The 16,845-nt window shown below is 56.2% G+C and carries 19 protein-coding genes; 6 read left to right on the forward strand and 13 right to left on the reverse strand.

Annotated elements, in window-relative coordinates:
* Window positions 1-10 precede the first annotated feature (10 nt).
* The 10 genes from phnE to phnG form a co-directional block, all read right to left on the reverse strand.
* A complete protein-coding gene (gene phnE / locus EDC90_RS00570; RefSeq protein ID WP_132307436.1) occupies window positions 11-979 on the reverse strand; it encodes a phosphonate ABC transporter, permease protein PhnE in 969 nt (322 codons plus the stop codon).
* A 104-nt stretch (window positions 980-1,083) separates the two neighbouring features.
* On the reverse strand, window positions 1,084-1,989 hold the full coding sequence (gene phnD, locus EDC90_RS00575) for a phosphonate ABC transporter substrate-binding protein (protein WP_132307438.1): 906 nt from the start codon (window positions 1,987-1,989) through the stop codon (window positions 1,084-1,086).
* A gap of 86 nt (window positions 1,990-2,075) precedes the next feature.
* Entirely contained in the window at window positions 2,076-2,948 is an 873-nt protein-coding gene (gene phnC, locus EDC90_RS00580; protein WP_132307440.1) for a phosphonate ABC transporter ATP-binding protein, read from the reverse strand.
* 158 nt (window positions 2,949-3,106) lie between these two features.
* Window positions 3,107-3,724 (reverse strand): DapH/DapD/GlmU-related protein, encoded by a 618-nt coding sequence (locus EDC90_RS00585; RefSeq protein ID WP_132307442.1) that lies wholly within the window; start codon window positions 3,722-3,724, stop codon window positions 3,107-3,109.
* Entirely contained in the window at window positions 3,721-4,428 is a 708-nt protein-coding gene (phnL, locus tag EDC90_RS00590) for a phosphonate C-P lyase system protein PhnL (protein ID WP_132307444.1), read from the reverse strand. The genes EDC90_RS00585 and phnL overlap by 4 nt, the downstream gene beginning before the upstream one ends.
* 4 nt (window positions 4,429-4,432) lie before the next feature.
* Entirely contained in the window at window positions 4,433-5,218 is a 786-nt protein-coding gene (phnK, locus tag EDC90_RS00595; protein WP_132307446.1) for a phosphonate C-P lyase system protein PhnK, read from the reverse strand.
* Window positions 5,215-6,108 carry an alpha-D-ribose 1-methylphosphonate 5-phosphate C-P-lyase PhnJ gene (locus EDC90_RS00600; protein WP_132307448.1) on the reverse strand — a complete coding sequence of 298 codons (894 nt, stop codon included), beginning with the start codon at window positions 6,106-6,108 and terminating at the stop codon, window positions 5,215-5,217. Before EDC90_RS00600 ends, phnK begins: the two co-directional genes overlap by 4 nt.
* Window positions 6,105-7,208 (reverse strand): carbon-phosphorus lyase complex subunit PhnI, encoded by a 1,104-nt coding sequence (locus EDC90_RS00605; RefSeq protein ID WP_132307450.1) that lies wholly within the window; start codon window positions 7,206-7,208, stop codon window positions 6,105-6,107. The genes EDC90_RS00600 and EDC90_RS00605 overlap by 4 nt, the downstream gene beginning before the upstream one ends.
* Window positions 7,209-7,224: 16 nt before the next feature.
* On the reverse strand, window positions 7,225-7,824 hold the full coding sequence (gene phnH, locus EDC90_RS00610; RefSeq protein ID WP_132307452.1) for a phosphonate C-P lyase system protein PhnH: 600 nt from the start codon (window positions 7,822-7,824) through the stop codon (window positions 7,225-7,227).
* Window positions 7,824-8,303: a phosphonate C-P lyase system protein PhnG gene (gene phnG / locus EDC90_RS00615; protein WP_132307454.1), complete on the reverse strand. Its 480-nt coding sequence runs from the start codon at window positions 8,301-8,303 to the stop codon at window positions 7,824-7,826. The genes phnH and phnG overlap by 1 nt, the downstream gene beginning before the upstream one ends.
* A 110-nt stretch (window positions 8,304-8,413) precedes the next feature.
* Here phnG and phnF point away from each other — a divergent pair, with 110 nt between their 5' ends.
* A complete protein-coding gene (gene phnF, locus EDC90_RS00620; RefSeq protein WP_132307456.1) occupies window positions 8,414-9,169 on the forward strand; it encodes a phosphonate metabolism transcriptional regulator PhnF in 756 nt (251 codons plus the stop codon).
* A gap of 158 nt (window positions 9,170-9,327) precedes the next feature.
* Window positions 9,328-10,428, forward strand: a complete 1,101-nt coding sequence (locus EDC90_RS00625; RefSeq protein WP_132307458.1) for a DUF1176 domain-containing protein — start codon at window positions 9,328-9,330, stop codon at window positions 10,426-10,428.
* Window positions 10,429-10,443: 15 nt separating this feature from the next.
* On the opposite strand, the gene EDC90_RS00630 is transcribed toward EDC90_RS00625, so the two are convergent.
* Complete coding sequence (locus EDC90_RS00630) at window positions 10,444-10,743, reverse strand: hypothetical protein (protein ID WP_132307460.1); 300 nt, start codon at window positions 10,741-10,743, stop codon at window positions 10,444-10,446.
* On the opposite strand from EDC90_RS00630, the gene EDC90_RS00635 reads away from it, so the two are divergent.
* From EDC90_RS00635 to EDC90_RS00645, 3 genes are all read left to right on the forward strand, one after another.
* Window positions 10,703-11,089, forward strand: coding sequence for a hypothetical protein (locus EDC90_RS00635; RefSeq protein ID WP_132307462.1), 387 nt, complete (start codon window positions 10,703-10,705; stop codon window positions 11,087-11,089). The two genes, EDC90_RS00630 and EDC90_RS00635, sit on opposite strands and share 41 nt — an antisense overlap.
* Window positions 11,090-11,184: 95 nt before the next feature.
* The gene (locus EDC90_RS00640) at window positions 11,185-12,387 is read left to right on the forward strand and encodes a pyridoxal phosphate-dependent aminotransferase (RefSeq protein WP_132307464.1); all 1,203 of its coding nucleotides are present in this window, start codon (window positions 11,185-11,187) and stop codon (window positions 12,385-12,387) included.
* Window positions 12,388-12,587: 200 nt separating this feature from the next.
* Window positions 12,588-13,733, forward strand: a complete 1,146-nt coding sequence (locus EDC90_RS00645) for a transporter substrate-binding domain-containing protein (protein WP_207903816.1) — start codon at window positions 12,588-12,590, stop codon at window positions 13,731-13,733.
* Between the two features lie 5 nt (window positions 13,734-13,738).
* On the opposite strand, the gene EDC90_RS00650 is transcribed toward EDC90_RS00645, so the two are convergent.
* On the reverse strand, window positions 13,739-14,641 hold the full coding sequence (locus EDC90_RS00650; RefSeq protein ID WP_132307468.1) for a LysR family transcriptional regulator: 903 nt from the start codon (window positions 14,639-14,641) through the stop codon (window positions 13,739-13,741).
* Window positions 14,642-14,740: 99 nt separating this feature from the next.
* On the opposite strand from EDC90_RS00650, the gene EDC90_RS00655 reads away from it, so the two are divergent.
* Window positions 14,741-15,769: an NAD-dependent epimerase/dehydratase family protein gene (locus tag EDC90_RS00655; RefSeq protein ID WP_132307470.1), complete on the forward strand. Its 1,029-nt coding sequence runs from the start codon at window positions 14,741-14,743 to the stop codon at window positions 15,767-15,769.
* Here the strand turns inward: EDC90_RS00655 and EDC90_RS00660 are convergent.
* Window positions 15,744-16,844: a calcium:proton antiporter gene (locus tag EDC90_RS00660; RefSeq protein WP_132307472.1), complete on the reverse strand. Its 1,101-nt coding sequence runs from the start codon at window positions 16,842-16,844 to the stop codon at window positions 15,744-15,746. The genes EDC90_RS00655 and EDC90_RS00660 overlap by 26 nt on opposite strands.
* Window position 16,845: the final 1 nt, after the last annotated feature.

Consider the following 16,845-nt stretch of genomic DNA (forward strand, 5'->3'; position numbering starts at 1 on the left):
ACAAAACCTCTTACATTGCCGGGGCGAAGGCTTCATTGCCGACAAGGCGGCGTCTGAGCCAGGCAGAAAACTGATCAACGGCGACGATGGTGCAGAACAGGAGAAGCACGATCGCCAGTGTCTGGGCGGCGTGGCCGCGGCTGATCGAAAGGCGCAGCAGCTCACCGATACCACCACCACCGACGGCGCCGATAATGGTGGAGGCGCGCACATTGATCTCAAGGCGCAGCAGGAAGTAGCTCATGAAATTTGGCAAAACCTGCGGCACGATGGCGAACCAGACGCGCTCAATCCAGTTGGCACCGGCGGCTTTTAGGCCTTCATCGGCCTTCATGTCGGCGTTTTCAACAACCTCGAAAAACAGTTTTCCGAGTGCGCCGATGGTGTGGATCGTCACGGCAATCATTGCCGGAATCGGGCCAATGGAAAGAATGGCGAGGAAAAAGCCCGCCAGAACGATCTCCGGAAATGCGCGCAGCACTTCCATGATGCGACGCACTGTGCCGCGCAACCAGACGTTTTTCGTCAGGTTTCTTGCAGCGAAGAAGCACAGGATGAATGCGAAGAAAAAGCCGATAATGGTCGAGGCGATTGCGATGTTGAGCGTCTGCAGCATCGCATAGAAATATTCCGGAATATAAAAATCCGTGCCGAAAAGATAGAACCGGCCGTCCGGGTAATCATATTGGAACGAGCCATCGAAATAAGGTGACGGACGATCGAACAGCGCGCGAAAAACCTCGAACGGATCGCGCGGTATCAGATCGCCGAAGAAGTCGAAGAAATGCGGCAGCCGGTCGAAGAACTTGCCGGCATTGGTTTCGTTGGCGAACCAGAGTGAGGCAGCCAGACAAACGAACAGAACGGCAAGCGTGAGAATGGTGTAGAGCCGCTTTGTCGCCGCGAGCTGACGCCAGTGGTCTTCCACGCGCTTGCCGCTTTCGCTTAGGCGCGGTGTGCTGTTCGGTCCGGTGGCCATTTTGATGTGACGTCCTGAAAAGATCGTAGGGAAATGCGTCAAAACTGCCCGCACCGCCTGGCCGGGGCCGGCAAGGCGGTGCGGATGTATTTTGTAATCAGTAATCAGCCGCCAATGGTGGCCTTACGTGCTGCGATGATCGGCTTGTAGAAGTCGACATTGACTTCGGAGAAGCCCTTGAAATCACCGCCCTGGATGGCTGCAAAGCACTCCGGATCAGTTTCCGGCAGGTTGATCATGAATTCCTTGAACTCCTGCTTGGTGTCGTCGTTCATGGAAGAACGCACAACAACCGGGCCGTTCGGGATCAGCGGGCTTTCCCACAGCTGAACCAGATCGTCCATGTTGAGGATGCCCTTGTCGACCATCTTGCGCAGGTTGCCGGATGTGTAGCCGTCTTCGAACTCACCAACACCCGAAGCCCAGGTCGTGCCGGCATCAAATGTGCCCTTGACGACTTCGAGAACGAGGTTTTCGTGACCGCCACCAAAGCCGGTTTCGGAGAAGAATTCGTCAACCGGTGCGCCGGTTGCTTCCGGCAGCGTAACGGTCGGGACGAGGAAGCCGGACGTGGAATCCGGGTCAGCAAAGCCGAGCTTCTTGCCCTTCATGTCTTCCAGCGCGGTCATGCCGCTGTCCTTGCGGGCAACCATGACGGAGTGATAGCCCATCGAGCCATCGGTCTGAACCGTCGTCAGGATCGGATCAACAGCATCGGGATCAGCAAGATAAACCTTGGCGTAGCCGGAGGCGCCGAGTTCGGCATAGTCAAGCGTGCCGCCGAGCAGGCCCTGGATCACGCCGTCATAGTCAGCAGCCGGGAACAGCGAGACTTTCTCAACGCCGAGAACTTCCGGCAGCTTGTCGACCATGCACTGGAAGTTACGCAGGCGGTCGGCTTCGTTTTCACCGCCGAGGATGCCGATGCGGAATTCATTCATATCCTGAGCGATGGCCGAGGTGCTCAGTGCAGCAAGGGCTGCGGTTGCCAGAAGAATTTTCTTGAACATGACTTTCTCTCCAGTTGTCCGGCTTTGCCGGGATTTAGGGGATAAAATGCTGCCCTTGACGCGGGCCGACGATCATAATGAAGCGGTCAGGGTGCTGCCGCTTCTGCTTCTGCCAATGGCGGGTCCCCCGCATTGGCAGATTGATTTGCAGCAGCATGACGGGCCAGCTTTTCATGGTTGATGCTGGTCGAGGTCATGCTTTCGTTGATTCCGGCACCATCCTTGTCGGAGCCGTAAATCTCCTGAACCGCAGCAGCAGTCAGTTCGCTCGGCGGACCGTCGAAAACAACAGAGCCATGGGCCATGCCGATGATGCGTTCGCAATAGGCGCGTGCGGTGTCCAGCGTGTGAAGATTGGTAATGACTGTGATGCCTTCGCGCTCGTTGATATCGCGCAGCGCATCCATCACCACCTTGGCGTTGAGCGGATCGAGCGAAGCGATCGGCTCATCAGCCAGAACCATTTTCGGGTCCTGCATCAGCGCGCGGGCAATCGCCACACGCTGCTGCTGACCGCCGGAAAGCGTACCGGCTTTCTGCAGCGCTGTCTGTTCAATGCCAAGGCGCTCAAGGGCGGCAATGGCCATGATGCGTTCTTCGCGTGTGAAGACGTTCATCAGGCTTTTGGCGGTCGAGCGGTGATTGAGGCGACCAAGCATCACATTGGTCAGAACATCCAGTCGGGGCACGAGATTGAATTGCTGAAAGATCATTGCGCAATCACGCTGCCAGTCGCGCAGTGCTTTGCCTTTCAGCTTCGATACATCGGTGTCGCCGAAGAGGATATTTCCTTCGGAAGGGTCGATCAGGCGGTTGATCATGCGAAGGAGCGTTGATTTGCCCGCACCGGAGCGACCGATGACGCCGACCATCTGGCCCTGTGGAATATCGACATTAACCGAATTCACGGCAATATTTTTGCCGAAACGCCGTGTGACGTTCTTGAGCTCAAAATTCATACCGGAGCAACTTTCGATTTGCTGGAATTTGGGTGCAGACACACCGTGTCCGGTCACTAAACCGGCTTCCCTGTGATCTTCATAAGACGCGTCATTAAAGGGAAAATGTCACTTTTGTATCAGAATTCTAACAAAACCGAGCCTTGCATGACAAAAGCTCAGTTCTCGTAACGCGACAGGAAGTCTTCCGCTGATAAGCTTCTGAAATCGTTCAGGGCCTTGCCGATGTCGTCATGGCTCCAGTCCCACCAGCAAAGCGCATCCATGCGTTGACCGATGGCCTGTGGAAAACGTCTGCGGATCAATTTCGCCGGAACGCCGCCGACAATTGTGTATGGTTCGACGTCTTTTGTGACGACCGCGCCTGCACCGATCACAGCACCATTTCCGACTGTAATGCCGGGCAGAATAGTCGCACCATGACCGATCCAGACATCATGGCCGATGACAACGCGCTTGCTGCGTCTTTGCGCGAAGAAAGCCTGGTCATGGTCAGCATCGGGCCAGTAGTCGCGCGAACGATATGTGAAATGGTGCAGGGTGGCGCGTTCGACCGGGTGATTGGTGGCGTTGATGCGAACGGCGGCAGCGATGTTGACGAATTTCCCGATTGTTGCGCACCAGGCTGAACCGTCCTGCATGATGTAGGAGTAACCTCCCATCTCTGTTTCGGCGATCCGGCAGCGCTCGGCAACTTCCGTGTAGCGGCCGAGGGTCGAGTCCGTCACCGATGCCGTCGGATCGATGCTGGGTTCAGTCCCAAGCGATTTTGTCATGCTGCCGACTTTCTCGGTGAAAAGGCCGAGACATCAATGATCGTGTCGGCGATTGCATTGCGCACTTCCTCATCATGAAAGATGCCGAGAAGTGCGGTTCCGGCCTGCTTTTTTTCACAGATCATCTCGATTACGACGCTGCGGTTTGCCGCATCCAGCGAGGCCGTTGGTTCATCAAGAAGCAGAACCGGGTGATCGGTGATAAAGCCACGGGCAATATTGACGCGCTGCTGCTCGCCCCCGGAAAAAGTTGCCGGAGGCAGATCCCACAGCGCTTCCGGCAAGTTGAGGCGGGCCAGTTGCTCTTTCGCTCTGCTTCGGGCCACTTTCTGGCTGGCACCGCATGCCAGGAGTGGCTCAGCTGCAACATCAACAGCGGAGATGCGGGGCAGGGCTCGGAGAAACTGGCTGACATAGCCGAGTGTGTCGCGCCGGACGGACAGAACCTTGCGCGGGTCGGCGCTTGCAAGATCAATAATCTGATCATGATGGCTGATCAGGATCTGGCCACTGTCAACGGCATAGTTGCCGTAGACCATCTTCAGAATGGAGCTTTTGCCGATGCCGGACGGCCCGCCAAGCACGGCGCAGCTGCCTGCTTCGACGGAAAACGAGGCATTGTTGATGACGGGAAGCGTGATGCCACCACGCAGATGCATGGTGAAGCTTTTGGTCACCTCGGAAACGATCAGCGGTGTTGCCATGTTTTCAGACCTGCAAAATGGAGGAAACGAGAAGCTGGGTATAGGGCTCGCGCGGGTCATCAAGAACGCGGTCGGTCAGTCCCTGTTCGATCACGTGACCGTCCTTCATAACCATGATCCGGTGCGAGAGAAGACGGGCAACAGCCAGATCGTGGGTGACGACAATCGCCGCCAGACCCAGATCGTTGACAAGACCACGCACCAGATCAAGCAGGCGCGCCTGCACGGAAACATCAAGACCGCCGGTCGGCTCATCCATGAAAACGAGCCGAGGCCCTGTGACGAGGTTGCGCGCGATCTGAAGCCGCTGGCGCATGCCGCCTGAAAAGGCGCGCGGCTGATCATCAATCCGGTCCTCGGAAATTTCGACGCGGTCAAGCCACTTCGTCGCCGTTTGGCGAATATCGCCATAATGGCGATTGCCGACAGCCATCAGCCGCTCGCCAACATTGGCCCCGGCAGAAACTGTCATCCGCAGACCATCGGCCGGATTTTGATGCACAAAGCCCCAGTCGGTTCGCATCAGCATGCGCCTTTCAGCCTCGCTCATGCGATAAAGGTCACCGAATCGGCCGTTGCGCATCCGGTATTCAACGGTTCCGGCGGTTGGCATCAATCGGGTCGAAATGCAATTCAGAAGCGTCGTTTTGCCGGATCCGCTTTCGCCGACGATGGCAAGCACTTCACCGGGATAAAGATCGAACGACACATCGAGGCAACCGGGTCTCGTGCCGTAAAATTTCGAGACGCCACTGACTTTTAAAAGCGAGTTTTGGTGTTCAGGGTTCATCGCTCATCTCCCTCGAAAAGACCCGCCTGATCGCCGGTATGGCCGTCTGCGCGGCGGCTTTCGCAATAGTCGGTGTCCGAGCAGACGAACATGCGCTTGCCCTTGTCATCGAGCACGACCTCATCGAGATAAACGCCCTTCGCGCCACACAGAGCGCAGGGCTGCTCGAAGTGCTGAACCTCAAACGGATGATCTTCAAAATCGAGGCTGACAACTTCGGTATGGGGTGGGATTGCATAGATCCGCTTTTCACGGCCTGCACCGAAAAGCTGCAGGGCCTCGGCCTTGTCCATTTTCGGATTATCGAATTTCGGCGTTGGTGACGGGTCCATCACATAGCGATCATTGACCTTGACCGGATAGGCATAGGTCGTTGCGATATGGCCGTTGTGGGCGATGTCTTCATAGAGCTTAACATGCATCAGGCCATATTCTTCCAGAGCATGCATTTTTCTAGTTTCGGTCTCACGCGGCTCCAGAAAGCGCAGTGGTTCAGGGATCGGCACCTGAAAAACGATCACCTGACCGGGCTTGAGTGGCTCCTCGGGAATGCGGTGACGCGTCTGGATGATCGAAGCATCGGCAGTATGCGTCGTGGTATCGACGTTCGCCACGGTCTGGAAGAATTTTCGGATCGAGACTGCATTGGTCGTGTCGTCGGCACCCTGGTCGATCACCTTCAGGCAGTCATCCGGGCCGATGATGGAGGCCGTTACCTGCACGCCGCCGGTTCCCCAGCCATAAGGCATTGGCATTTCGCGAGAGGCAAACGGGACCTGATAGCCGGGAATGGCAATTGCCTTCAGGATTGCCCGGCGGATCATCCGCTTGGTTTGTTCATCCAGATAGGCGAAGTTGTAGGTCGCCAGCTCAGAAGCATGCGCGTTCATTCCGCGGCCTCCTTTTTTTCTTCGCTCGGGCTGTTGTCTTCAAACGACCGGCGCATCCGGCGCACGAGGTCAAGCTCGGCCTGAAAGTCGACATAGTGGGGAAGCTTCAGATGCTCGACAAAACCGGTCGCCTGCACATTGTCGCAGTGGGAAATCACGAATTCCTCGTCTTGCGCCGGGTGGTTGATATCTTCGCCCAGCTCGTCGGCGCGGAGCGCCCGGTCAACCAGTGACATGGCCATGGCCTTCCTCTCCGACTGGCCAAAGACGAGACCGTAACCACGGGTGAACTGCGGCGGCGCCTTGGCAGAGCCTTTGAACTGATTGACCATCTGACATTCGGTCAGGCGGATTTCGCCGAGCGAAACTGCAAATCCCATTTCCGGCACGTCCAGCTCAACCTCGACCATGCCGATTCGGATTTCCCCGGCAAAGGGATGGCTGCGGCCATAGCCGCGCTGGGTGGAATAGGCGAGGGAGAGGAGAAAACCTTCATCGCCGCGCGCAAGAGCCTGAAGGCGGGTGTCGCGGGCCATCGGAAAATCAAGCGGTTCGCGGGTGATGTCGCCGGGGCGGTGGTCTTCCGGCAGGCTGCCATCGCCTTCAATCAGGCCTTCGCCGGCCAGAATATCGGAAACCCGCATGGCCTTGCCGTTATCGGTTTCCCGCGCTGAAGGTTGCTCCACGTCGTTTTCGCCAAGAAGTGCCGGGTCCAGCAGCCGGTGGGTGTAGTCGAAGGTCGGGCCTAAAAGCTGACCGCCGGGCAAATCCTTGTAGGTTGCCGATATGCGTCGCTCGATCCGCATATTGCCGGTGTCGAGCGGCTCGGATGAACCAAAACGGGGCAGTGTGGTGCGATAGGCCCGCAGCAGAAAGATCGCCTCAATCATATCGCCGCGCGCCTGCTTTAAGGAGAGTGCGGCCAGTTCCCTGTCATATAATGACGCTTCAGACATCACACGGTCGACCGCCAGTGCCATCTGGGCAATGATCTGATCGATGGTGATGGCCGGGAGGCTGCGATCACCACGCCTGCGGTCTGCCAGAAGACGGTGGGCGTTTTCAATGGCGGCTTCGCCGCCCTTTACTGCCACATACATGTCGTCTCACACTCCCTTAAGCTGTGATGGTTGTGCTGCGCGACAGGCAGAAAAGCTGCCTTCCGCAGGTAAAGATGATATCAATGCCGCGCGGGAAGCTTGCCCGGTTCCCAGCCCAGCGCGCGAGAAAGTGCGGCGGCAAGCCCTGCGGTGCGATTGCCCGTGTTCCGCTGATGCCAGGACCGGACAGCGTAATTGTTTCACCGCCTTCAAATGAGGGGAGTTCGATGATCAGGGTCGTGGAACGGTCGGGATATTCCTGACTGCCGGTAGCAAACAACTCGAAAGAGGGAATAGCAGCGTTCTTCTCGATGACGGCAAATCCGGCAAGCGCTTTCTCTTCGGTCTCTTTTGCCCCGCAATGAAAGGAGAGCCAGCTTTTCAAGGCCGTTGCCGACAGCGTCGATGTCAGCCAGACTGGCGTGTCGGCATCTGCGAGCGCCAGAAGGACGGCGCTCATGGCCGGTCCGACAGGTTCAGGTGCGAGGGTTTCAGCCTCTATTTGGCGGATTGTGCCCGGCTCGGCCATGCCATCCATCACAGCGCGGAAGACGGACTGTGAATCGAATACCGGATTGTCAAAACCACCGTGCAGAATTGCGTTCTTTTCTTCCATCAATTGTCTCCCCGGACCATGGTGAAGAAGTCCACCCGCGTGGCTGCCGTTTCTTCCGCCTGTTTTTTTTGTTCGCTTGCAATGCGCGTGCGCACTTTGCCAAGAAGTGTCTTTTCCAGCTTTTCAGCCATGGAAGAGCGCTGATAGAGCGCGTCAAAAATGGCGATCATCTGGGCCTTCTTTCTGTCTGTGCCGAGGCAGTGGCCATGCCCGACCAGCCCGTCTGAAAGCCTGATGCTCGCGCGGCTGACGGTGGTTTCTCCCAGGTTGAAGCCTGAGCCGCCGCCGCCAATCCTGCCGCGCAGCATGACCAGCCCGGTTTCCGGGCCGCGCAGAGGTGTGATTTCTTCATCGCCTGCAAGGGCCTGAAGAGCTGGTTCCAGTTCTTCTGAAAGCGCGCGTGCCAGCAGGCCGGAAACGGCTTTGCGTCCGTTTTGCGCGTCCTCGTTCAAAGTGTCGGTTTTCGGTTGTGCGCCCATTGTTTTATCCGCTAATGTCTATTAATGTAGACAACTATACATAGCGGTGTGATAACAGCTGCGTATGACAGGCTTATGACCTTGCCAATTGGCCAATGGACAAGAAACCTATGAACGGCAGAACTGACGGTGGTGATGGACTGGTGCGGATCAATGGTGTCGCGCTATGGCGGCAGATTGCTGACCGAATCCGTCAGTCTATCGGAAATCATGAATATGATGAAACCGGCATGATCCCGCCCGAAACTGAGTTGGCAGAACGGTTCGGCGTGAACCGGCACACGGTGAGGGCAGCCGTCGCGGCTTTGTCGCGGGAAGGTGTTTTGCGATCTGAGCGCGGGCGCGGAACATTTGTTGTGCGGCAGGAGCTGTATTCATTTCCCATTTCGCGACGCACCCGGTTTTCTGAAGGGCTGGGAGAGCAGGCGCGCGTTTTTGATGGTGACCTGCTTGAAACATGCGAAGAACCGGCCAGTGCGAAGCTGGCGGAACGCCTTGGTCTTGAAGCTGGAGCCCGAGTGATTCGCGTTGAAACCGTTCGCAGAGCCGATGGTGTTGCTCTGTCCCGGTCTTCAAGCTGGTTTCCGTCAGAACGGTTCGCCGGCATTTCAGAAGCGTTTTTGGCAACACGATCTGTCACGGCCGCATTTCGCAAGCTCGGGCTGCATGATTATGTTCGAAAACATACAGATGTTACGGCAAGCCATGCGATGCCGGATGACTGCAAGGCACTTGGCTTGTCTCCAGGTGCCATCGTTCTGATTGCCCGGTCACTCAATACTGACCTTGATGGTGTGCCGGTGCAGTATGCTGTGACCCGCTTTGCTGCGGACCGGGTCCGGATCAGTATCGACAGCGAAGCCTAGCGTATTTATTTTTTGCTGTTTATTCCGGCATGTGTTCTCCTGTCGTGACTGGCCTTTGGCGGTTTCGGTGGTATAGGGAACCATCTTCCGGCTGGCAGGCACCATTGCTTTACCAGAAGTGAACCAGCCCGGGCACCTGACGAGGGAGACTGTGAGGTATGCGCACGCCTTCATTTATGCGCCTGACCGCTTTGGCGTTGATCTTCAGCGCAGGATTTTTCGGGCGCGCTGATGCTTTCGAGTACCGTCAGATTGATGACTGGGCGGTCAGCTGCAATAACGGCTATGGCTGCACGATTTCGTTCAATCCACCTGCCGGTCAGAGTGGCCGTGCAGATATCGCTGCGATCCAGTGGCATCGCACGATCGACTCCAATGCGCCACTGACCCTCAGTCTGCCTTCACCGCCCGGCTTTGCTGAAAAGGGCGACGCAAAGGGAGAATTCAGCATTTCCGTCGACGGTGCGGATGTGTTTTCGGTGCGTGTCAGCCAGATTGTCCGCAACAATGCTTCCGGCACACTGGGCGTTTCTCAACCGGGTGAGATGATCAGGCTTTTCAGGCGCATGGCTGACGGAAAGCAGGCGACGGTAAGCTATAGCGGCGGATTAGGGGAGTTCAGTGCCAGTATCATGCTGACCGGACTTTTGGACAGCGCCCGTTTCATCGATGTTTATCAGGGTCGTGAAGGGCGCAGTGATGCCATTGTTGCACCGGGAAATATCACGCCGCCTGAAAAGGCCAATGTCTGGTCAATCGATCTCTATGAAGAACTGCCTCAGTCGATCCTGAGAAATCTCTCGGATGAAAACAGCTTCTGCTATACAGATGAGGCGCATCTTGAACAGGCTGATGCGTTTGGCTTCAAAGGAAAATCGACAACGATCATTGTGCTGCCATGTGGTGCCAGCGGTGCTTATAATCAGCCTTATCAGATCTATGTCGGGCGTGATCAGGACTTCCACCGTTCAGAATTTCCGAATTTCGGCACGGACGGTATCACCGTTCTCGATACGGTCTACAACGTCAATTTCGATCTGAAGAATATGAAGCTTTCCTCGACCTATCTGGGGCGCGGCCTCGGAGATTGTGGGCTTGCGCATTATTGGCGCATCGATCCGGAGGCGAGCGGAAACCCGTTGGTGCTGACACATGAACGTGCCAAAAACGCCTGCGATGGCAATGATGCAGGCGCTGAGAACTGGCCGTTGATCTGGCAGGCGAAAGACTTGCCGGTGCTTAAGACCGATAGCCAGTAGATGTGCTGTGTGCCATCAAAAGTCGCATAGGCTCTCGCGCTTTCTGGCTTCAGCTTCCGAGCGGATGTGATTGACGTTTTCGCGAAACAGAAATGAGGCGCCGGCGATCATCGCGATACAAATCGCGAGCATCGCGCCGATCATGATATCCCGGGCCAGGCTTTCAGACAGAAGGCTTCCAAGGGCCTGTGCGTTGTTTTTTGGCGCGAAGTTGAGATAGTCGTTGAATATCAGCGCCGGCGAATTCGACAGGGTCTGGCCGGACAGGGCGTGAATGCTGCTGTTGGCCGATGCAGCCTGCGAAGGTGCCAGCATTGCAATGACCGGGATGGCAGTGATCGAAAAAAGCGTCCGGTGCAGTTTCAAATTATTCAAAGCGCGTCTGATCCGCGTTCCAGAATGTGATTTCTTCAGCTGTGTCATCTGGCTTTTCCTGCCGAACTTTTCCAATGCTTTCATAAAGACAGGTGATTGCGACAAGATCGGGACTGGAAATGGCAACGCTGGACAGTTTTTAAGGCACATTTGTGGTAGGGTTAACAAAGTGTTTCATGCCGATGCTGTCACCGAAGCGCAACGGGGCCTGCTGTTCTGCGGTTGCGAGGCTGAAGATCGGGTCAATTTGCCTTTGAAACGCCTTAAGGTCGCGGATAGCGCTTGAAACCGCCGTCAAACTGCGCTTAGACGGTCGTCTTGAAAGCTTTCGAACTTTTTTGGAAGTTTCAGGTATCAATCTAGATTACAGGACAGTCAAATATGGCCTTTCTCGCTGACGCCCTTTCCCGCATCAAGCCTTCCGCAACAATCGCCGTTGCACAGAAAGCGCGCGACCTTAAAGCGACAGGCCGCGACGTCATCAGCCTTGGTGCTGGTGAACCCGATTTTGACACGCCGGATAATATCAAGGCCGCTGCAATCGAAGCGATTAATCGCGGTGAGACGAAGTATACGCCGGTTCCCGGCATTCAGCCGCTGCGCGAAGCGATCGTCGCTAAGTTCAAGCGCGAAAATGGCCTTGATTACAAAGTTTCGCAGACGATCGTTGGAACGGGCGGCAAGCAGATCCTGTTCAATGCCTTTCTGGCCACGATGAACGAAGGTGATGAAGTTGTCATTCCGGCGCCCTACTGGGTTTCGTACCCGGAAATGGTATCCCTTTGCGGCGGCAAGCCGGTCTTCGTTTCGACGACCCAGGAGAATAACTTCAAGCTGCAGCCGGAAGACCTTGAAAAGGCCATTACGCCGAAGACCAAGTGGTTCATCTTTAACTCGCCATCAAACCCGTCGGGTGCGGCCTATACGCATGATGAGCTGAAGGCGCTAACCGATGTGCTGATGAAGCATGAGCAGGTCTGGGTTCTGACTGACGACATGTATGAACATCTGACCTATGGGGATTTCGAATTCGTCACTCCGGCGCAGGTCGAGCCCGGCCTTTATGATCGCACGCTGACGATGAATGGCGTTTCGAAGGCTTATGCCATGACGGGCTGGCGTATCGGCTATGCTGCGGGCCCGGAGGCCCTCATCAAGGCGATGACTACGATCCAGAGCCAGCAGACTTCGGGTGCCTGCTCCATCGCTCAGTGGGCTTCTGTCGAGGCGCTGAACGGCACGCAGGATTTCATTCCTGAGCGCGCTGAAGCCTTTGAAAAGCGTCGTGATCTCGTTGTTGCGATGCTGAATGAGGCTGTAGGCATTGAGTGCCCGACGCCTGAAGGTGCCTTTTATGTTTATCCGTCCTGCGCAGGCCTGATGGGCAAGGCAGCGCCTTCGGGCAAGGTCATGGAAACTGACGAAGACTTTGTGACCGAGCTTCTGGAATCAGAAGGTGTGGCTGTGGTTCACGGATCTGCCTTCGGCCTTGGTCCGAACTTCCGCATTTCCTATGCGACCTCTGAGGCGTTGCTGGAAGAATCCTGCAAGCGTATCCAGCGTTTCTGCGCCGCCTGCAAGTAACAGCGCCTTAGGCAGATGAAAATCTCAAGGCGGAGTGTCACACTCCGCCTTTTTCATGCGCGGATTCCGGCAGAAGGCAATATGTCCTGCTATGCTTAACAAAGCCGGAGAAAGACGCTATAGCCCGGCTGAAACGTTGAGGGGCCGGTCAGTTGCAATCATTTCTGGATTATTCAGGTGCGCGCGGGCAGAATGCTTTCTTGAGATTGCCAGCGCGCGCCGGGCTGCGGATGGTGCTGGCTTTCTTGCTGGCCTGTCTAGCCCCGCTGGCCACTGTTCCGGCATTCGCACAGCAGATGCTGGAACCTGTCGCGGCCGGGAAGAGTGGTCGAGACCAGACCATTTCTGCCCAGACGCCCTTGAAAATCGGAATTACGCCGGTTGCGCCCTTCATTCTCAATCACGGAGAAGGGCAATGGTCCGGAATCGGTGTTGATCTTCTCAACCACGTCGCCAATGCGTTAAGTGTGGAATACGATTTCGTCGAGACCGCGCCTGAAAATATGGTTGATGCCGTTGCTCAAGGCCGGCTTGATGCCGCTGTCGGCCCTGTTCCCATCAATGCGCGGGACGAGCAGCGGATCGATTTCTCACAGCCTTATTACAGTGGTGGCGCCGGTGTTGCTGTCCGGCTTGCGGACCACCTTGGTCCGACCTTTATCTTTGGCCTTTTGACGTCTCCGGCCTTTTTGTCGATGCTGGGCTTGCTGACCGGCCCGCTGTTCTTTGTGGGAGCCTTTATCTGGTTGCTGGAGCGGCGCGCCAATCCGGAACAGTTTGAACCAAGACCCGGCCGCGGCATTTTCTCCGGTTTCTGGTGGGCTACGGTCACCATGACGACGGTTGGATATGGCGACAAGGCCCCTGTCACCTTTCTGGGCAGGCTTCTGGCCATGTTCTGGATGTTCGCTGCCTTGATCCTTGCAGCGATTACCACCGCTCAACTGGCCGCCGGTTTCAGTGCTTCAATCAATACCGGCATCATGAATAATATCTCGGACCTTTCGAGTGCGCGGGTCGGCACGATTTCCAATTCGGCATCGGATAAATATCTGTCGGCGATGAGTATTCACGCCAGCGATTACGCGACAGTCTCCGGCGGGCTTGAAGCACTGGAAAAGGGTGATATTGATGCCTTTGTCTATGATCGCGCCGTCTTGCAGTGGATGATTTCGGGAAACAGCGACATCTATCTGACGCCCCTGCAGTTCGGGCAGGAAAACTATGGGCTGATGCTGCCCAAAAACAGCCCGGACCGAAAAACTGTCGATATTGCCATCCTCAACACGCTGGAAACCCAGCAATGGGCGATCACCCTGGAGCGCTATCTCTCCGGCAGCCGGTGATTGTGCTACGCGGCACTGCGGCGAATATAGGCGGACATACCTTCAGCAAGGGTGTCAAAGGTTGCGCGGCAGCGCGGCGCATGGCGCAGGTCTTCATGCATGGCAATCCAGACCGGTAAAGAGAATGGTATTTTGCCTTTGAGTACCTCCACCAGGTCCGGGTTGGAACGCCCCAGCGGAACCTGGCAGAAGCCGATACCGCAACCAGCGCGGATCGCTGCAAGCTGTGCGAGGTTGCTATCGCTGCGGAAACTGAAATCCGGGATCGCAAGGCTGGGGAAGGCTTTCAGGACATCCCGGACATAGGCAAGCTGATGATCAAAACCGATACACCGCATTTTCGCGAGGTCATCGAAGCTTTCAGGCATTCCATATTCGGCAATGAAATCGCGGTGGGCGAAACAGGCGATCGGAATTCTGCCGATGAATTTCGTCACCAGTGCGTCCTGTGCCGGTTCAACCATTCTGAGCGCGATATCGGCCTGACGGTGGAGCAGGTCTTCAATCTGGTCAGAAACCGAAAGCTCAACCTTCAGCTTTTCATGAGTTTTCAGCAGCGGTGCGATGATGGGCGGCAGAACCTCAATGGCAATGACTTCGCTTGCACTCACACGCACGCTGCCGGACACAGTGCCGCTTTCTTCCGATGTGGCGCGTTTTATCGCATCGGCAGCTGATGCCATCGTTTCAGCATAGCCCTTCAGGCTGCGTGCTGTCTCGGTTGGCTCAAGGCCGCGCTGAGAGCGGGTAAATAACTGCTGGCCTGCATCCTCTTCCAGCGCTTCAATATGGCGCCCCGCCGTTGGCTGTGTGATGCCCAGCTTGCGCGCAGCCGCAGAAAGCGACCCGGTTTCGAGAACCGCCAGTAAGGTTCGGTAATGGTCCCAGCCATGATCCGGTTTCGCCATACGAATATGTATACACGCGATACTGTTTTATACAATTCCGTTTGTTTGTTTCTGGATGGATACTCGCCGCAGTGCCTCGGACGAACAAAGGAGTATGTCATGGTTCAAAACACCATAGAGCAGAAGCAGCGGTCTATTCTGGTGCTCGGCGCAACGGGCGGTGTTGGCGGTGCTGTTGCCCGGGCATTCAACAGCGCAGGCTTTCATGTCAAAGCGCTGAGCCGGAATCCGGAGCGCCATCGCGAAAGGTTTCCAGATTACGCGTGGATAGCCGGAGATGCGATGTGCAGGGAAGCGGTTGCCAAAGCCGCGACAGGCGTCGATTTCATCTTCCATGGTGTTAATCCGCCGGAGTATCGGGACTGGGACAAGCTGGTTCTCCCGATGTTGGAAAGCACGATTGCTGCCGCCAAAGCGCATAATGCGCGTATCCTGTTTCCCGGCACGGTTTACAATTTCGGTCCGGACGTTTTTCCCTCGCCTGCAGAAGACAGTCCGCAGACCGCAAAAACCCGGAAAGGGCGGATCCGCATTTTGATGGAGGAGCGGCTGCGCGACGTGGCATGGGAGGGCACGCAGGTTGTTCTGGTGCGTGCAGGCGATTTTTTTGGATCGGGTACCGGAGCCGGCAATAGCTGGTTTGCGCAGATGATCCGTCCCGGAAAATCGCTGAAGGCGGTGACAAAGCTCTCAGCGCCTGGCGTCGGCCATCAGTGGGCTTATCTTCCCGATCTTGCTGAAACCTTTGTTCGTCTCGCTGAGCGTAGTGATAACCTGCCCTTGCACAATGTATTTCATTTCGAGGGTTTCTGGGATCAGGATGGTGAGCAGATGATTGCCGCGATCCGGCGTGCGAGCGCTCAGCCGCAACTGAAGGTGAGACATTTTCCGTGGTTTCTTGTGCCGCTGCTTTCTCCGTTCGTGCCAATCATGCGGGAAATCCGGGAAATCCGCTATCTTTGGCGCCAGCCACTACACATGCAGAACGAAAAGCTTGTAGCTGTGCTTGGTGAGGAACCACGAACGCCGATCGACCTGGCCGTGCGTGCGACCCTTGAAGCTTATCGCTGCCTGCCGGTTTCAGAACTTCAGTCTTCAGAGATCAAAGCCCAAGCACGGACAGCATGATAAATGTTGCAAACAGTACGAAATGCGTCATGCCCTCAATCGCATTCGTCTCGCCGTCGTTTACATTAATGGCGGCGGCGATCAGTGTGATCGTCACCATGGTGATCTGAACCGGGGTCATGGCCATCGTGAACGGCTGACCGGTGAAAAGAGCGATGGATTCGACCACCGGCACGGTCAGGATCACCGTGGAGAGAGACGCGCCAAGGGCGATATTGACAACTGCCTGCATGCGATTGCGCAGGGCTGCGCGCAAGGCGGTCAGAATTTCCGGCCCGGCCGCAATTGCCGCGACCAGAATGGCGGTTAGAGCCAGAGGTGCGCCCGTGCCTTCAAGCCCGTGATTGAGGAAAGCGGACATGAACTCGGCTTCGGCTCCGATCAGAATAACACCGATGACGAGGACCGTGATGGAAATGGAAAGAGATGTTTTGCTGTGAGCGGGCTCTTTGCGGGGCGTATCTGACTGTGTCTGGCTCATCTTGGGGTAGCGATAGGCAAAGAAGTAGCTGTGCTGCCCAACCTGCATTTTCAGAAAAACCGCATAGAGTGCCAGCATCGCTATGATCGTAAAGGCAGAATAATAATGCCAGCTTTCCTGCGGAATGAAATCCGGCACCACCATAGAGATGCCCATGGCGGTCAGGATCATCACCGAGTAGGTTTTCCCGGAGTCGTCATTATAGGGCTGTTCGCCGTGTTTCAGGCCACCCAGAAGAGCGGCAATGCCCAGAATGCCGTTAATATCCAGCATCACAGCAGAGTAGATTGTATCGCGGACCAGCGTTGGTTGTTCGCTCTCACGCATCATAATGACCAGAATAAGCACCTCCACCAGAACAGCAGAGAGCGTCAGGATCATCGTGCCGTAGGGATCGCCCGCCTTTTCGGCCAGTATTTCTGCATGATGTGCCACGCGCATGGACGCGCAGGCGATTGATATTACGAGCAGTGCGGCAGCCAGAAGCGAGACGCTCTGACTGCCTGACAGAATATGGTGCTCCAGAAAGAAAGCAATGGCGGCAAGTGCCAGTGCCTGCACCAGAAGATATTCCTGCCTGATGAGGCCTGACATC

The organism is Martelella mediterranea, from assembly GCF_004342225.1.
GTDB lineage: Bacteria > Pseudomonadota > Alphaproteobacteria > Rhizobiales > Rhizobiaceae > Martelella > Martelella mediterranea_B.

Coding starts and splice junctions, on each gene's coding strand:
- phnE (WP_132307436.1), bottom strand. CDS start 979: ATGGCCACCGGACCGAACAGCACACCGCGCCTAAGCGAAAGCGGCAAG.
- phnD (WP_132307438.1), bottom strand. CDS start 1,989: ATGTTCAAGAAAATTCTTCTGGCAACCGCAGCCCTTGCTGCACTGAGC.
- phnC (WP_132307440.1), bottom strand. CDS start 2,948: ATGAATTTTGAGCTCAAGAACGTCACACGGCGTTTCGGCAAAAATATT.
- EDC90_RS00585 (WP_132307442.1), bottom strand. CDS start 3,724: ATGACAAAATCGCTTGGGACTGAACCCAGCATCGATCCGACGGCATCG.
- phnL (WP_132307444.1), bottom strand. CDS start 4,428: ATGGCAACACCGCTGATCGTTTCCGAGGTGACCAAAAGCTTCACCATG.
- phnK (WP_132307446.1), bottom strand. CDS start 5,218: ATGAACCCTGAACACCAAAACTCGCTTTTAAAAGTCAGTGGCGTCTCG.
- EDC90_RS00600 (WP_132307448.1), bottom strand. CDS start 6,108: ATGAACGCGCATGCTTCTGAGCTGGCGACCTACAACTTCGCCTATCTG.
- EDC90_RS00605 (WP_132307450.1), bottom strand. CDS start 7,208: ATGTATGTGGCAGTAAAGGGCGGCGAAGCCGCCATTGAAAACGCCCAC.
- phnH (WP_132307452.1), bottom strand. CDS start 7,824: ATGGAAGAAAAGAACGCAATTCTGCACGGTGGTTTTGACAATCCGGTA.
- phnG (WP_132307454.1), bottom strand. CDS start 8,303: ATGGGCGCACAACCGAAAACCGACACTTTGAACGAGGACGCGCAAAAC.
- phnF (WP_132307456.1), top strand. CDS start 8,414: ATGAACGGCAGAACTGACGGTGGTGATGGACTGGTGCGGATCAATGGT.
- EDC90_RS00625 (WP_132307458.1), top strand. CDS start 9,328: ATGCGCACGCCTTCATTTATGCGCCTGACCGCTTTGGCGTTGATCTTC.
- EDC90_RS00635 (WP_132307462.1), top strand. CDS start 10,703: ATGCTGCTGTTGGCCGATGCAGCCTGCGAAGGTGCCAGCATTGCAATG.
- EDC90_RS00630 (WP_132307460.1), bottom strand. CDS start 10,743: ATGCTGGCACCTTCGCAGGCTGCATCGGCCAACAGCAGCATTCACGCC.
- EDC90_RS00640 (WP_132307464.1), top strand. CDS start 11,185: ATGGCCTTTCTCGCTGACGCCCTTTCCCGCATCAAGCCTTCCGCAACA.
- EDC90_RS00650 (WP_132307468.1), bottom strand. CDS start 14,641: ATGGCGAAACCGGATCATGGCTGGGACCATTACCGAACCTTACTGGCG.
- EDC90_RS00655 (WP_132307470.1), top strand. CDS start 14,741: ATGGTTCAAAACACCATAGAGCAGAAGCAGCGGTCTATTCTGGTGCTC.
- EDC90_RS00660 (WP_132307472.1), bottom strand. CDS start 16,844: ATGTCAGGCCTCATCAGGCAGGAATATCTTCTGGTGCAGGCACTGGCA.